This is a genomic window from Pirellulales bacterium, assembly GCA_035533075.1.
GTDB lineage: Bacteria > Planctomycetota > Planctomycetia > Pirellulales > JAICIG01 > DASSFG01.
Genome location: DATLUO010000114.1, coordinates 1 through 14676, shown reverse-complemented (window position 1 = coordinate 14676; position 14676 = coordinate 1). Strand labels below are relative to the sequence as shown.

Genomic DNA, 14676 nt, shown 5'->3' with positions numbered 1-14676 from the left:
GATTCGACGTAGGGTGGGAGCGAGCGAGCTTGCGAGCGCCGGCCCACCATTTGAGGCGTCAGGTTTCAGGCGTCAGGCGTCAGGGCAAACAACCCGACGCCTGATGCCTGACGCCTGACGCCTAACCTTGGTGGGCCGGCGCTCGCAAGCGCGCTCGCTCCCACCCTACGGCGCGGATTTCAGTTCGAGAAAGTCTGTAAGAGAGGTCACGGATGTCCAACTCAATGACGCGACGCACCGCGCCGTGCGGTGATTTCCGACGCCGGCGCCTTCCGCTGGCGCCACTGGCACTGCTGGCGGCGCTCGTTTCGGCGGCCGGCGCCGGGCCTCCCAACAGCAATCAGGTCGTCCATCGCCTCCAAAGCGCCAACGAAACGCTGGAGCTGACGGTCAACACCAGCCGCATTTTGAGCATTGGCAAACCGCTGCCGCGGGTGCAGGTGAACAACCCGGAAGTGGCCGAGGTGACGGCCCTCTCCGAAACGCAGATTCAGGTGCTGGCCAAGAAGCCCGGCGTGACGCAAGTCAACCTGTTCGATGAAGACGATAACATTTATTCGGTCGACCTGATCGTGTATCCCGATGCCCGCGAACTCTCGATGTTGTTGCGCACGCAGTTCCCCACCGCGGCGCTGAAGGTGGTGCCCACGGCCACCAGCGTGATTGTCAGCGGCTACGTGGACGACCCCAGCGAGGTACGGCGGATTATCGACATCGCCAGCGATTACGCTCCCAAGGTGCTCAACAACATCAAGGTGGGCGGCGTGCAGCAGGTGTTGTTGCAGGTGAAAGTGATGGAGGTCTCGCGGACCAAGCTGCGCAACTTCGGCTTCGACTGGGGTACGCTGGGAAGGCCGGGGCAAGGCTTTGCCACGAATAGCGTGGGCGGTTTGTTGAACACTCTCTCGCAGCAGGCGTCTTCCTCGGGAGGCACGACGCAGGCATTGGGCACGGCCGCCACCCCATTCGGACTGCTGGCCCCCGTGTCCGGCACCGCTCAGAGCATGACGTTTGGGGTCATGAGCGGCTCCAACCAATTCTTCGGCGTGCTCAATCTTCTGACGCAAAAAAACGTGGCCAAGGTGGTTGCCGAGCCGCAATTGGTCACGGTCAGCGGCCGCCCGGCGAGCTTTCACGTGGGAGGCAGCGTGCCGTACGCTCGAATGGTCAGCCTCGCGGGCCCCAGCTTCGGCTTCATGCAAATCGGCACGCAAGTCGATTTCGTGCCGATCGTCTTAGGCAACGGAGCGATCCGCTTGGAGGTCCGCCCGCGCGTGAGCGAGCTCGACCCTTCCAACGCTCAAACCTACAACGGTTACACCATCCCCGGTTTCGCGGAGCGGCAGTGCGACACCGGCGTCGAACTGCGATCCGGCCAAACGCTGGCCCTGGCCGGTCTCGTACAAGTCCGTACGGAAACGCAGGCGAACGGACTGGCTTGGATCGGCGATTTGCCACTGTTAGGCATTCCGTTCCGTCGCATGCAAGATTCATACAACGAGATCGAGACTTTGATCATGGTCACGCCGCATCTGGTGGATGCCATTGACGCCTGCGACGTCCCCCCCGGTGGTCCAGGCTACGCCACCGCCGATCCCGACAACCACGAGCTCTATTGCAAAGGCTACGTCGAGGTGCCCAACTGCCAAGGTCCGAACATGCACGGGCCCTATCCCGACAGCCACGGCATGTTTCCGCCACCCGCGACGGATGACACCTGGTCCGATGACGACAAAGACGGCACGCCGAGCGGTGCGAAACCCGCGGCGGGGCAGCCCACCGACCGCCCATCGCAACCGCCTGGCGCGGTCCAACCAGGCGAGACCACCGGTCGCCCGCGGCCGCCGACGTTGCACCCCGGTAAATCCAGCAACACCAATACCACCGGCTTCGTCAGCTCCGCTCGACAGCCGCGTTCGGGGCGGCTTCAACCGACGGTCAGGCCGAGCGCGCCACGGCAAAAAAAGGTCCCCGGATTCATCGGACCCACCGGTTATGACCTACGCTAGTATATGAGCAACGTACTTCGATTGGCGATCGCCGATCCGAACGACCAGACCCGCGAGACTTTGAAAACCATGCTTTTGGGCATGGACCGCGTGTGGCTGGAAGCCGAATGCTCGCGCTACGAGTTCTTCGCCGACGTGGTGGCCCAGACGCACCCCGACATCGGCATCGTCTCGCTCGACCAGGACGTCGAGAAAGCCTTGGATCTGGTGACGCGGCTCAACGAAACCTCTCCCGATTGCAGCATTCTGATCGTCAGCGGCTCGACCGACGGCAAGCTGATCCTGCGGGCCATGCGTGCCGGGGCCAAGGAGTTCCTCAATCATCCCCTGCGGCTGCAAGACCTGCTCGACGCCTTGGACCGCGTCTCCGACCGCCGCTTCGGCCGCGGCGAGACCAAGGCCCGCGGCAGCACGGTGATTGCCGTCTCCGGCGCCACGGGCGGCGTGGGCACGACCAGCATCGCCGTCAACCTGGGCTGCGCCTTGGCCCGCGATCCGCAGAACACCGTGGCCCTGGTCGATCTCGACCTGTGCTTGGGCGACGCCGACGTGTTCCTCGACACGATTCCCGACTACACGCTGGTCGACGTGGCCCAGAACGTCACGCGACTCGACTTCGCCCTGTTGAAGCGGTCGTTGACCAAGCACTCGTCGGGGCTGTTCCTGCTGCCGCGGCCGGTGCAAATGGAAGACATGTCGCTGATTTCGCCCGACGACTTGCAGCGCGTGCTCGGCCTGCTCAAGGCGACCTTCACGCACCTGGTGCTCGACCTCTCCAAGAGCTACAACGCGCTCGACCTGGTGGCCTTGCAGGCGGCCGATCACATCTTGCTGGTGACCCAGCTCGATCTGCCCTGCTTGCGCAACGTCGTGCGGCTGATGATGTCGTTCGGCAACATGAAGGGCGTGGCCGAGAAGGTCAAGATCATCGTCAACCGCATGGGACTCGACGCCGGCAACATCAGCCTGAAAAAGGCCCAAGACACGATCGGCCGCGAAATCTTCTGGCAGTTGCCCAACGACTATCGCACGATGGTCGAAATGCGCAACAACGGCGTGCCGCTGGTGGAACAGGCCGCCAAGGCCTCGATTACGCAGGCGATCGTCGGACTCTCCGACGCGTTGTCGGGCCACAAGCCCCCGCCCGAAGACGAGCTTGTTAAGCCTGGAAAAGGGCGACTTCTGGGTTTTTTGTCGAAAGGCGCCAAGAGCGGCGGAAAGTAGCGACCGTGGCGCCGCGGCTGTAGCCGCGCGGCAACCTGTGACGATGGTTGCCAGCATGATTTTGGATTTTCGATTTTGGATTTTGGATTGTCGGAATCCAAAACCCAAAATCCAAAATCCAAAATCAGGGCGCCGCGGAAGGACTGAGCTGGCGTGCGCGCTCGTCGCGTTCGTCGCCTTTCAATTGGCCGCGAACTTCGCCGCCGACTTTATCGAACCCGGCCTGCGCGAGCCGGAATATGGCCGTAAACTGGCGCTCTTGAAGACCCAGCTTCGCCAGCTTCCGCAACGCCCCCTGTTGCTCCTGTTGGGCAGCTCGCGGACGGCCTACGGAGTTCGGCCCGACCGGTTGTTCGACGCCGCCACCGCCGAGACGCCCTTGGTTTACAACTTCGGCATCCTGGGCGGCGGCCCGCTCTACGAACTGCTGTACTTCCAACGATTGCTCGCCGCCGGCATTCGGCCGCGATGGGTGGTCATCGAAGTTCACCCTGCTTTGCTGAAGACGGCGCCGGAGTTGATGGGCGCACACATCCCGCCGATCGAGCGCTGCGACGCGCGTGACTTGTGGCTCCTCCGCGACTACCTGGACGCCCCACTGGCATCCGGGCGTGATTGGCTGGGCTACCGCGCCGCGGCATGCTACCGGCTTCGTGGCGAGTTGCTGAGGCGTGTTATGCCCCATTGGTTGCCCGCCCCGGCAGTTTCCGACACTTCCGCCCTCGATCAAACGACGCCGTCGGGCTGGGTGCCTGGTGCGTGGCCCAGGCCCGACGCGGCAATGCGACAAGCCAGGGCCAAACTGGTGCGACAGATCTACGCGCCCGGTTATCGGGACTTTGAGGTGAGCGACCGTCCCAATCGCGCGTTGCGGCAGATCCTGGCACTCTGTCGGCAAGAGGGAATTGTCGCGGCGTTGTTGCTGATGCCCGAAGCGGAGGAGCTGCGCGACGCCGAGGTTACGCTTGCCCAGCAGAGAATCAGCCGCTATCTGTGGGAGCTGGGCCGCGAGTACGATGCCCAGGTTTTCGACGCCAGCCATTGGTGCAACGACGCCGATTTTGCGGACGGGCAGCATCTGTTGGCCGACGCCGCGGAGCGGCTTTCGGTCAAGTTGGGCCAAGACGCGCTGCGCGGCTGGTTGGCCTCATCCGACTCGCGACCGGCCGCCCCATCGACGGTGCCGGGCCTCGCCGCCGGCCGCCGACATGAGGTGAGGTAGCCCGTTGACTCCGTGAGCGGAACGGCTTTCTAGCAAGTTCGATTGTCCTTATCGAAAGATCGAGCGGCAGCGGAATCGGCTTCCGCTTGCGGAGCAAACGGGCTACCGTGAGCGTGCCATGGCTCCGCTGACCAGCACGCGGCCACTCAGCGCGGTCACCCGCATCTCAGCCGATTCCATGTCGTCGCCGTCGAACGCATCAGCAAGCATCGCTGCCAAGGCTTCCGGCCCAAAGCCCGGCGTGTGGCAAGAGAGCAATACAAACGACCGGTTCGATGCCGTCAACCGGGCACAGTCGGCCAAGAGCGACGGCAAGTGCTCCGCCAGCTTCCAGACGTCGCCCTTCGCTCCGTGCCCGTAACTGGGCGGATCGAGAATCACGGCATGATACGGATTGCCGCGTTTCAGTTCGCGCCGCACAAAGGTGACCGCGTCTTCGCAAATCCAACGGACCGGCGCCCCGCCGAGGCCGGAAAGTTCAGCATTCCGCCGTGCCCAGGCCAGAATGTTACGGGCGGCATCGACATGCACCACTTCGGCTCCCGCGCCGGCCGCCGCCAGTGTGCTGGCCCCGGTATAGGCGAACAGGTTCAATACCCGTATTCCACGTCCGGCGGCGGCGACCCGTTCGGCAATCCAGTCCCAGTTGGCGGCCTGTTCCGGAAAGACGCCCAGGTGACCGAACGGCGTCAGCTTCAACTCCAGCACGGTGCCGCCGTGGCGAACGGACCAACCTACCGGCAGTTGCGACGCGGCAACGACGGCCCGCCACGCGCCGCGATTGCCCGTGGTCCGCTCGTACCGGGCCGTGGCCGCCGCCCATCGTTCGCTGTCTTGGATCGGTCCTGTCGCGGCGGGCGCGGGGCGGTCGAGCACGACCGCCCCGAATCGCTCGAGCTTTCGCCCCTCGCCAAAATCGAGCAGTTGATACTCATTCGGGGCAAACATCGGTAATACTTCACGCGGGCGACGGTGAGACATTTCGGTGGCTGGGGCAGAGCTTGGTCGAGACCGAGTTCGCCCCACAAGACGCGCCGCGGCCAAGCGATGCCCCGGTGGTGGCGCTACCGGGGCATCCGCTGGCCGCGGCGCTTTTGAGCATTCTCGACCGCTGCCTGGCCAGCCTCTGCCCCAGCCACCGCAGTTTTTAGATTTTGGATTCCGAACAATCCAAAATCCAAATCCAAAATCACGCCGGGCCGTTCAAGAAGGCCTCGATCCGCTCCAGCCCTTTCTCCAGGTTCTCCAGGCTGGTGGCGAATGAAAGCCGCGCGTAACCTTCAGCTCCGAAGGCCGATCCCATCACCATCGCCACACTTTGTTGCGACAGCAGCTCCAAGCACCACTGCGACGAATTCTCGACCGGCACGCCGCGATAACTGCGGCCCAGGTGCGCCTTGATATTGATAAAGGCGTAAAAGGCGCCGCCCATCTCGCAGCAGCTCAGCTTGGGCAACTCGCCCCGGATGCGGCGCTCGACGAACTCGCGCCGCCGGCTGAATTCGTTCAGCATCTCGTCGACACACTCCTGCGGACCTTCCAGCGCCGCCAATGCGGCGTATTGGCTGACGCTCGACGGATTCGAGGTCTCCTGGCTTTGCAGGCTCTCCATCGCCTTGGCCACATTCAACGGCGAGAGCGTCCAACCGATCCGCCAGCCGGTCATGGCGTAGGCCTTGCTCACGCCGTTGACCGTGACCGTGCGCTCCGCCAGGTCGGGCCGCACGGTGGCGAAGCTGGCGAAGCGATGGCCGCCGTAAATCAGCCGCTCGTAGATCTCGTCGGCCACGACCAGCAGGTTCTTTTCCAGCACCACGTCGGCCAGCGCCGCCAGCTCGGCGGGCGAATAGAGGCTGCCCGTCGGGTTCGAGGGAGAGCAGATCAGCAGCAGCTTCGTCCGCGGCGTGATGGCGGCCCGCAGGAGGGCCGGCGTAAGCTTGAAGTCGTCTTCTTCGCAGGTGTCGACGATCACCGGCCGGGCACCGGTGAGCTTCACCAACTCGGCGTAGCTCACCCAGTAAGGCGCCGGAACAATGACCTCGTCGCCTGGATCGCACAGCACGGTAAAAACGTTGTGCAGCGAATGCTTGGCCCCGTTGGAGACCACCACTTGCTGCGGCGAGTAATCCAGGCCGTGTCGCTCGCGGTAGCGTCGCACAATCGCCGCCCGCAGTTCTGGAATGCCGCCGACGGCCGTGTAATGCGTGTGGCCGGCGTTCATGGCCTCGGTGGCCGCCTTGCGAATGTGTTCGGGCGTGATGAAGTCGGGCTCGCCGACGCTGAAATCGTAGACCGTTTTGCCGGACGCCTTCAGCTCCTTGGCTTTGGCGGCCATGGCCAAAGTGGCCGAAGGCTCGAGGGCCTGAACGAGACGAGAGATAACGGGCATGGAATTGGGTTCAGGGGTCAGGGTTCTTGACGGCGGCGCTCGACCGGACAATCATAGTACCTTTCCGGTTCACTCCTTGAAAGGCAGCTCCTCTGCCTTCGTTCATTTGCCCTCCTCTATGCCGCGTGGTCGTATCGGTGTCTGGCTGATTGGCGCCAAAGGCGGCGTGGCGTCGACGGCCACCGTCGGCCTGATCGCCCTGAAAAAGGGCCTGATCGGCAAGGCCGGACTGGTGAGCGAGCTACCCGATTTCGCCGCTCTCGGCCTGGCCGCGTGGGACGAGTTTGTCGTCGGCGGCCATGAGATTCGCGACGCGCGGTCCTACGACGAGGCCCTGCGGATGCACAACGAGAGCCGGGCCATCGACCTTGGCGTGCTTAACAAGTGCAAGTCGGAGCTGGACCGCATCGACAAGCTGATCCGGCCGGGCACGCTCTTGAACGTCGGCCCGACCATCGCTTCGCTGGCCGGCACTGAGGCGAAGCAAATCCAGGAAAAGCCGCGCGAGGCGATCGAGCGCATCCAGCATGACCTGCGGTCGTTTGCCGAGCAGCACAAGCTGGAGCATGTGGTGGTGGTCAACGTGTCGTCGACCGAGCCTCCCGTCGACACGGCCGGTTTTCCCCAGCGGTGGAGCGAGCTTGAAAAGCGGATCGACGATCCGGATCCTGTGGTGCCGCCGGCCAGTTCGCTGTACGCGATCGCGGCCCTCGACCTGGGCTGTTCGTACATCAATTTCACGCCCTCGCTCGGCTCGTCGTTGCCGGCCATCGACGAGTTGGCACGTGAGCGGGGCACCCGCCACATGGGCTACGACGGCAAGACCGGCGAAACGCTGCTCAAAAGCGTGCTGGCCCCGATGTTTCGCAAGCGGAACCTGAACGTGATGAGTTGGGTCGGGCACAACATTTTTGGAAACATGGATGCCCGCGTGCTCGACGACCCGGCCAACAAGCAGGCCAAGGTGACCAGCAAAGACCGGCTGCTAGGGCAGATTCTTGGCTACGCTCCGCAGACGCTGGTGACGATCGAGCGGATCGACAGCATGGGCGACTGGAAGACGGCCTGGGACCACATTCACTTCACGGGCTTTTTGGGCACGCCGATGACGTTGCAATTCATCTGGCAAGGCTGCGATTCGCTGTTGGCGGCCCCGCTGGTGCTCGATCTGATCCGTTTCACCGAGCGGGCTTACCGCAACGGCGACGTGGGCCAACTGCGGTTTCTGTGCAGCTTTTTCAAAAGCCCGCTGGGCATCGACGAGCAGGATTTTGGCGCGCAGTTTCAGATGCTGGAAGTCTGGGCGGCGGCGGTGGCGTAGATTAAAATCAAGTTTATGAGCAGCGTCAACGACATCCACGATGCGTTTCACCGCGGGACTGCACCCATCTTCTCGCTTCTGACGCACGAGCAAACGCGGCGGTTGGCTGAATTACAGGCCGAGGCCCAATTGGCGGACCGCGTCGCCCTCCTGGCTGACAAAGCCAACGAAGGAGAACTGTCCGAGGCCGAGCGGGCCGAATACGAGGGCTATATCGAGGCAAACAATTTACTGACCGTGCTGCAAGCCGAAGCCCGCTTTCACCTGGCGCAGAGTGGGGCATGAAGGATGGACGGCGCGTTGCGAAGCGCGGTCCGAGAACGAGCCGAGCAGCGCTGTGAGTACTGTCAACGCAGCCAAACTGAGTCTCCGTTAGTTGCCCTGCAAATAGAGCATGTCCTGCCGAAGAAGCACGGGGGAGACGATGGCTTCGACAATCTCGCTTTAGCATGCGCCGAGTGCAACCTACATAAGGGCAGTGATCTGACGGGAATTGATCCGCAATCAAATGCGATCACGCCACTGTTTAATCCTCGTGTGCAAAGGTGGGCGGATCACTTTGCTTGGGACGGTCCTCGGATCGTGGGATTAACGGCGGTTGGGCGGACGACGATTCGCGTGCTGCAACTGAACACACCGTCTCGGCTTAAGATCCGGTTGCGAACGGCGGGCCCGAGTTGAAGGCGATCCGGCTGAGCGGACTTCGGCCAAGGCGACTGAACGTAAGCCGTAGGGTGGGACCAGCGAGCTTGCGAGCGCCGGCCCACCCTACGCGCCGCTCGCCCGACCGACGATAATAACCCTCATGGCCCGCCGTGCGCTGCGCAAAATCGACCCCTCGCTCGAACTTGGCCGCTGGCTGCGCACGTTCGACGATCTGCCGGCGCCGTGGCAGCCGGAGGCGATTTTCGGCCGGCAAGCGCGGCTGGAAGTGGAAGTCGGCACCGGCAAGGGCCTGTTCCTGGTCGCGGCGGCGGCGAACGCCCCCGATCGCGACTTCTTGGGCATGGAGGTCTCGAACAAGTACGCCCGCTATGCCGCGGCGCGCTTGGCGAAACGGGGATTGACCAATGCCTGCGTCATGCACGGCGACGCACTGCGCGTGTTCCGCGAACGATTGCCCGACGCCTGCCTGGCGGCCATCCACGTCTATTTTCCCGATCCTTGGTGGAAGGCCCGTCACAAGAAACGTCGCGTGCTGAACGCCGGCTTCCTGGCCGACGTCGAACGGACGCTGTCGCCCGACGGCCGTTTGCACTTTTGGACCGACGTGCAGGAGTATTTTCGAAGCACGCTCGATCTGATTAAGCGGGTAACGCGGCTGGAAGGCCCGCTGGAAGTGGCCGAACATCCGGCCCAGCACGATCTCGACTACCGCACGCACTTCGAGCGCCGCACGCGGCTGTCGGGCGAGCCGGTCTACCGCGCGGAGTTTGCCCGGACGCGGCCGATGGGCTACGCTTTCGTAACAAAGGAGACTTCGATGCCGCCCATTTCCAGTCTTGTGGCGCGCGACATCATGCGCAGCAACCTGGTCACGGCCACACCAGGCCAATCGCTGGCGGATCTGCGGCATTTGCTCATCGGATCGCACGTGTCGGGTGCGCCCGTCGTTGATCGCGGCAAGCTGGTCGGCATCGTCAGCCGTAGCGATCTGGTGCGCGTGGAAGAGTTGGTCGAGGCGCTCGACGCCGAGGTCTCGGAAGAGGTCTGGCTGGAGAACCAGGCCGACGGTTTCAAGCATCCCGCTCCGCAAGAGTTCGGCGGGTTTCACCGGCGGCTCAGCGAGTTGAAGGTCAAAGACGCCATGCGGGAACAGGTGATGACCTGTTCGCCCGATACCCCCGTCGCCGAGGTCGCGGCCGAAATGGTGCGGCACCACGTGCATCGCATCGTGGTGGTCGAGGGCGACCACCCGCTGGGGATCGTGAGCACGCTCGACATCGCCGCACTGGTGGCGCAAGAGCAGAACGGTCCGCGCTGAACCCGTCTTGCCGCGATAACGTCGATTCGCTAATCTCGGCCGCTCTTCGCGGCCCCCGCGAGTTGCCATATCGCCGCCACGGCGCGGCGGAAAGGATGCCCCATGCGTGCCTTGCGCTTTTCCTCGGCGTTGATGCTTTTCTCCAGTCTCGTCTGCGGCTGTAGCGATTCGCCCACAAGCCTGCCGCAAGGGTCAGACGCGCGGCAAGTGCAAACCAGCGCACCAATGCCGCGTCGAAGCCACGAACAAGGCAAGTCGCCGGCAGCGACGTCCATGATCGTTCAGGCCAATTATCTGGAACAGGAACCGGCGGCAGCCACGAAAGCCCCGTCGTTGCTCAACGATGCCGCTCTCGATGCTCCGCCGCGCGACGTCCGCCATGATGAAGCGACAAAGATTCTGACAGAAGCTGTCAGGGCGTTGAAGACGAAGCTGGCGGTGATCGGCCACAACATGGCCAATGCCGACACGATCGCCTTCAAGCGCAGCCGCGTCACGTTTGAGGACGGCAAATACCGGCAGGTCAAGTTGCCCGGCGCGCAGGACGCATTCAACAACTATGCCCCCACGGGCCTGGCGATCGGCCTGGGAACGCGCGTGCAGGGCACACAGATCGCGTTCGATCAGGGGACGATCGAGATCACGAACAACTCGCTCGATGTGGCCATCGTCGGCGAGGGCTTCTTCCAGGTGATCGACCCCACGACCAACGGCTTCTTGTATACGCGGGCCGGCAATTTCGCCGTCAACTCCAACGGCATCCTGGTCGTCGGGTCGTCGAACACGGGCCGCGTCGTGCAGCCGCAGATCTCCATCCCCATCAGCACGATGGGCATCGTGATCAGTTCCGAAGGCAACGTCTCCATCCAGCAATACGGCCAGACGCAATTCTCGCAGGTGGGCCAATTGCAACTGGCAAAATTCATGAATCCCGGAAGTCTGCTGGCCATGGGCGAAAACCTTTACCAGGAGACGCTTTCGTCGGGCGCCGCGATCTTCGGCCAACCGGGCACGAACAGCCTGGGCACGTTGCAACCGAATGCCCTGGAGCAATCCAATGTCGATTTCGATGACGAGCTGAGGGCCTGGAAAGCGACCGAGCGAATGTTGAGTTGCTTGGAGCGACTTCTCGGCGGGCCGGACCGGTAGCCATTCATACTGCACGCGCGCGACGGTGAGACATTTCGGTGGCTGGGGCAGAGCTTGGCCGCGACCGAGTTCGCCCCACAAGACTCGCCGCCGGCCAAGCGATGCCCCGGTGGTGGCGCTACCGGGGCATCGGCTGGCCGCGGCGCTTTTGAGATTTTGTTCCGTCGGGAAATCCCACGCCACCGGGGCAAGCCACCGTTGTTCTACACGTCTCGCGCGTCAGCCGCGTAGCGGCGAGATAGTTTAGCCGTGGGCGCGAGCCCACGGTACCGATGCGGTAGATTAGGCAAGCCGCGTAGCGGTGACAGAGGTATCGCACCACGCGCTCTGTCGCCGCTACGCGGCTGCTTGTGTAGAACAACGACGGGCAAGCTCCATCGTGGCGGAACAACATCGGTATAACAACGAAACCATCGCACGGCCAACTTTTTATACTTCACGCGGCCAAGAATGAGATACGCGGTGGCTGGGGCAGAGTCTGGCCAGGTGGAGGGTGGCACTTCGTTCATCTCGGCGGCCAGACGATGCCCCGGTACGTCCAGCCGGGGCATCGCTTGGCCGCCACGCCATTGATGGGCGCCAACCGCTATCTGGCCAAGCTCTGCCCCAGCCACCGCTTTTGCTCGCGGAAAAATGTCTCATTCTCGGCCGCGTGAAGTATAACGGGCCAGTCTCTGCCCCAGCCACCGCAGTTTTTTTCGGAGGTTGATCTCGCCATAGTGGGCCCTCACTTACCCGCGTGGTTGCTGCTACCATGAGGGCCAGAATCGCTGACGGTGGGCCAGCGCTCGCAAGCTCGCTTGCCCTACCCTACGCCGTTTGCGAAATCCAATGGTTTCATCCTCGCTGACAATCCCATCATGAACGATCTCGAAATCAACATTGAATGTTGTCGCCGCCGGCAGAAGCGCCTGCTGGCCGAGATGCAGCAGAAGAAGCTCGATCTGGTCATCGTGCAAACCGCCGAGCATGTGCAGTGGCTCACGGGGCCTCGCTTTGCGTGGCTGGTACAGGCGGCGGCCATGCTCGCGGCTGACGGCCGCTGTACGCTGATCGCCCCGCAAGACGAACCCGTCGTGGCCGCCGACGAACTCGTGACCTACGACGCCCGCTGGCTTGGAACCCTGCGCAACGACCAGCGAGCGGCCTGTTCGGCCGCCCTCGCCAAACAGTTCGTCAGCAGACGGCGACCGATGCGGCTCGGCGTCGAGTTCTCCTGCTTTGCGCCCTCGCTGGCCAACGAATTCACCGCGGAGCTGGTCGACATCGAACCCGACCTCTATCGCCTCCGCCGCCGCAAGGAACCCGACGAGCTGGCCCGGCTGAAGAAGGCGATCGCGGCCACCGGAAAAATGTACGAGCGGGCACGGCAGATCATCGGGCCGGGCGTCAACGAACTCGACGTGTTCGATCAGCTTCAGGCCGTCGCGGTGGAAGAATTCGGCGAGATGCTCACCGGCACCGGCAACGACTACGCCTGCGGCGAAAAAGGCGGCCCGCCGCGCAACCGCCGCGCTCAAGACGGCGAACTCTATATTCTCGATCTCGGTCCGGCCTTCCGCGGTTATTTCGCCGACAATTGCCGCGCGGTGGCCGTGAATCGCAGACCCACCGACGAGCAACACGCGGCCTGGGAGCGGCTGGCGGGAGTGTTTCCGCTGTTGGAACAAACGGTGAAGCCGGGCGTGAGCTGTCGCGCGTTCTACCAGCAAATCAAGGAGTATCTCGACGCGTTCATGCCCGGCAGCTTCGACCATCACCTCGGCCACGGCATCGGGCTGTTTCCGCACGAAGGCCCGCACCTGAACCCCAAGTGGGACGATCATTTTGCGGAAGGCGACGTGTTCACCGCCGAGCCGGGCCTCTATTCGCCGGAGTTGCGGGCGGGCATCCGACTGGAGAACGACTATCTCGTCACGGCCACCGGCGTGGAATGTTTGAGCCCGTTTCCGCTGGAACTGTAGCAAGCGAGGCACAACGACATGTGCGGTGGCGACAAATCCGGTCGCCGCTTGAATCCTGCCTTCGTCGGTGTTCGTGCCAAATCCGCTGGCTGTCGCCGGTGGCCTGCATGACGCTCCTCATGCAGGCCGCCGCCTTATGCGACGCGAGTGAAGAGGAGTCACGCCAGCCACCTGTGAAAGGCCGGCTGGAAGTCATGCAGATGGCGCTCGGCGAGCTGCGGCTCGCGTCGGCCGAAATCAAGTCGCCCGGCCGCCTGCGATTCGGCACTCGCCCCTTGCTGCGTTACAACGATCCGACGCGCGGCTTGCTCGACGCGGCAATTTGGCGATTAGCCGAGAAGGGGCGCCCACTCGCCCTTGTCACGCTGGAGCTTTACGAATCGGGCCCCAATGGGGAAACGCTGAGCTATGAGTTTGTGTCGCTGGCGGAAGACGGCTTCGAGATGAAATCGCCTCGTGGTCCAAGGTGGTCGCCCAAGACCACGGAGTTGAAATTGGTTCCTCTGTCCAATGCGCCGTTGCCTGCCACGACGGGCCGTGCGCGGCTCGCCCAGTTCCGGAAAATCGCGCAACGGTTTTCCGCGCATGAAAAACTGGAAGGCAACGCGGTCGAATGCCGCTTGCTGCCCCAGCCGATCGACCGCTACAGCGACGCGGACACGGGCGCGCTCGATGGGGCGGTGTTTGCGTTCGCCAACGGCACCAACCCGGAAGTCGGCTTGCTGCTCGAATGCACCGAGAAGGTTGGGTCCTACGGCGCGTTTCGCCTCAGCTCGGCCGAGATCGTCGCCGCTCTCGACGGCAAGCCGTTTTTTACCGCGGAACAAGTCAACAGCCTACTGGCGCCCGTTACCGCTAGTTATCGTGCCGCCCGGCATCGTCTTGCTCCGGGACGACCGCTGCCCGAACGGAAGTGAACGGGATGCCGTCCAGCCCAACGGCGCGAACGGCCATGATTTCCTGCTCCGACAGCGCTCGCTGGAAGACGGCCAGTTCATCGAGCACCGCTCCGGGCGCTCCGCCAAGCCAATCGGCCACCTGCGGCGAGTCGGCATCGACCACTTGCGAGGCCAGCGTGTACTGCTGGTCGTCGATGGTCACGGTCAGCGTGCCCGTGTCGATTCCGCCGGCCTGGAGAGAAACCGCCAAGAAATACCAACCTTCGGGCACCGTCGCTACCTCCGTCGCCGCCCAGTTCCACCAGTCGGGTTTGTGCCCGCGATTCCAAGCGTTCACGTGCAGATTTCTCTCGGGAGGCGACCCAGTTCCACAGCAACCCGCGTGGCGGCCGTGACGGTCGCGTCATGGCATCAGAACGCGTAGAAGGCTCTTTACGCGGCCGGATCGGATCGTCAGCGTTGTTTTGGTTCCGAGTCATTCGAAGTCACGGCTCCGTTTCCACGGGCAAACGGAA

The 14676-nt window shown here is 63.4% G+C and carries 14 protein-coding genes; 11 read left to right on the top strand and 3 right to left on the bottom strand.

Translation table 11 applies throughout. The features are described 5' to 3' along the window. Positions 1-224: 224 nt before the first annotated feature. The 3 genes from VNH11_14625 (at position 225) to VNH11_14615 (ending at position 4455) form a co-directional block, all read left to right on the top strand. Positions 225-2009: a pilus assembly protein N-terminal domain-containing protein gene (locus VNH11_14625; protein ID HVA47601.1), complete on the top strand. Its 1785-nt coding sequence runs from the start codon at positions 225-227 to the stop codon at positions 2007-2009. A gap of 3 nt (positions 2010-2012) precedes the next feature. Beyond that, positions 2013-3233, top strand: a complete 1221-nt coding sequence (locus tag VNH11_14620) for a response regulator (protein HVA47600.1) — start codon at positions 2013-2015, stop codon at positions 3231-3233. A gap of 184 nt (positions 3234-3417) precedes the next feature. Then, entirely contained in the window at positions 3418-4455 is a 1038-nt protein-coding gene (locus VNH11_14615) for a hypothetical protein (protein HVA47599.1), read from the top strand. 102 nt (positions 4456-4557) lie between these two features. On the opposite strand, the gene VNH11_14610 is transcribed toward VNH11_14615, so the two are convergent. Then, positions 4558-5403: a class I SAM-dependent methyltransferase gene (locus tag VNH11_14610; GenBank protein HVA47598.1), complete on the bottom strand. Its 846-nt coding sequence runs from the start codon at positions 5401-5403 to the stop codon at positions 4558-4560. A 53-nt stretch (positions 5404-5456) separates the two neighbouring features. On the opposite strand from VNH11_14610, the gene VNH11_14605 reads away from it, so the two are divergent. After that, a complete protein-coding gene (locus tag VNH11_14605; protein ID HVA47597.1) occupies positions 5457-5606 on the top strand; it encodes a hypothetical protein in 150 nt (49 codons plus the stop codon). A 38-nt stretch (positions 5607-5644) separates the two neighbouring features. Here the strand turns inward: VNH11_14605 and VNH11_14600 are convergent, their stop codons facing one another. Further along, positions 5645-6844, bottom strand: coding sequence for a pyridoxal phosphate-dependent aminotransferase (locus tag VNH11_14600; GenBank protein ID HVA47596.1), 1200 nt, complete (start codon positions 6842-6844; stop codon positions 5645-5647). Between the two features lie 118 nt (positions 6845-6962). On the opposite strand from VNH11_14600, the gene VNH11_14595 reads away from it, so the two are divergent. From VNH11_14595 to VNH11_14565, 7 genes are all read left to right on the top strand, one after another. Then, positions 6963-8165: an inositol-3-phosphate synthase gene (locus VNH11_14595; GenBank protein ID HVA47595.1), complete on the top strand. Its 1203-nt coding sequence runs from the start codon at positions 6963-6965 to the stop codon at positions 8163-8165. A gap of 15 nt (positions 8166-8180) precedes the next feature. Continuing rightward, the gene (locus VNH11_14590) at positions 8181-8450 is read left to right on the top strand and encodes a hypothetical protein (GenBank protein HVA47594.1); all 270 of its coding nucleotides are present in this window, start codon (positions 8181-8183) and stop codon (positions 8448-8450) included. A 520-nt stretch (positions 8451-8970) separates the two neighbouring features. After that, complete coding sequence (gene trmB, locus VNH11_14585) at positions 8971-10149, top strand: tRNA (guanosine(46)-N7)-methyltransferase TrmB (protein HVA47593.1); 1179 nt, start codon at positions 8971-8973, stop codon at positions 10147-10149. Positions 10150-10374: 225 nt separating this feature from the next. Continuing rightward, positions 10375-11298 (top strand): flagellar hook-basal body complex protein, encoded by a 924-nt coding sequence (locus tag VNH11_14580; GenBank protein ID HVA47592.1) that lies wholly within the window; start codon positions 10375-10377, stop codon positions 11296-11298. A gap of 524 nt (positions 11299-11822) precedes the next feature. After that, positions 11823-11954, top strand: a complete 132-nt coding sequence (locus VNH11_14575) for a hypothetical protein (protein ID HVA47591.1) — start codon at positions 11823-11825, stop codon at positions 11952-11954. A gap of 204 nt (positions 11955-12158) precedes the next feature. Next, entirely contained in the window at positions 12159-13262 is a 1104-nt protein-coding gene (locus VNH11_14570; GenBank protein ID HVA47590.1) for a Xaa-Pro peptidase family protein, read from the top strand. 107 nt (positions 13263-13369) lie between these two features. Beyond that, the gene (locus VNH11_14565) at positions 13370-14179 is read left to right on the top strand and encodes a hypothetical protein (protein HVA47589.1); all 810 of its coding nucleotides are present in this window, start codon (positions 13370-13372) and stop codon (positions 14177-14179) included. Here the strand turns inward: VNH11_14565 and VNH11_14560 are convergent. After that, positions 14118-14498: a hypothetical protein gene (locus VNH11_14560; protein ID HVA47588.1), complete on the bottom strand. Its 381-nt coding sequence runs from the start codon at positions 14496-14498 to the stop codon at positions 14118-14120. The two genes, VNH11_14565 and VNH11_14560, sit on opposite strands and share 62 nt — an antisense overlap. Positions 14499-14676: the final 178 nt, after the last annotated feature.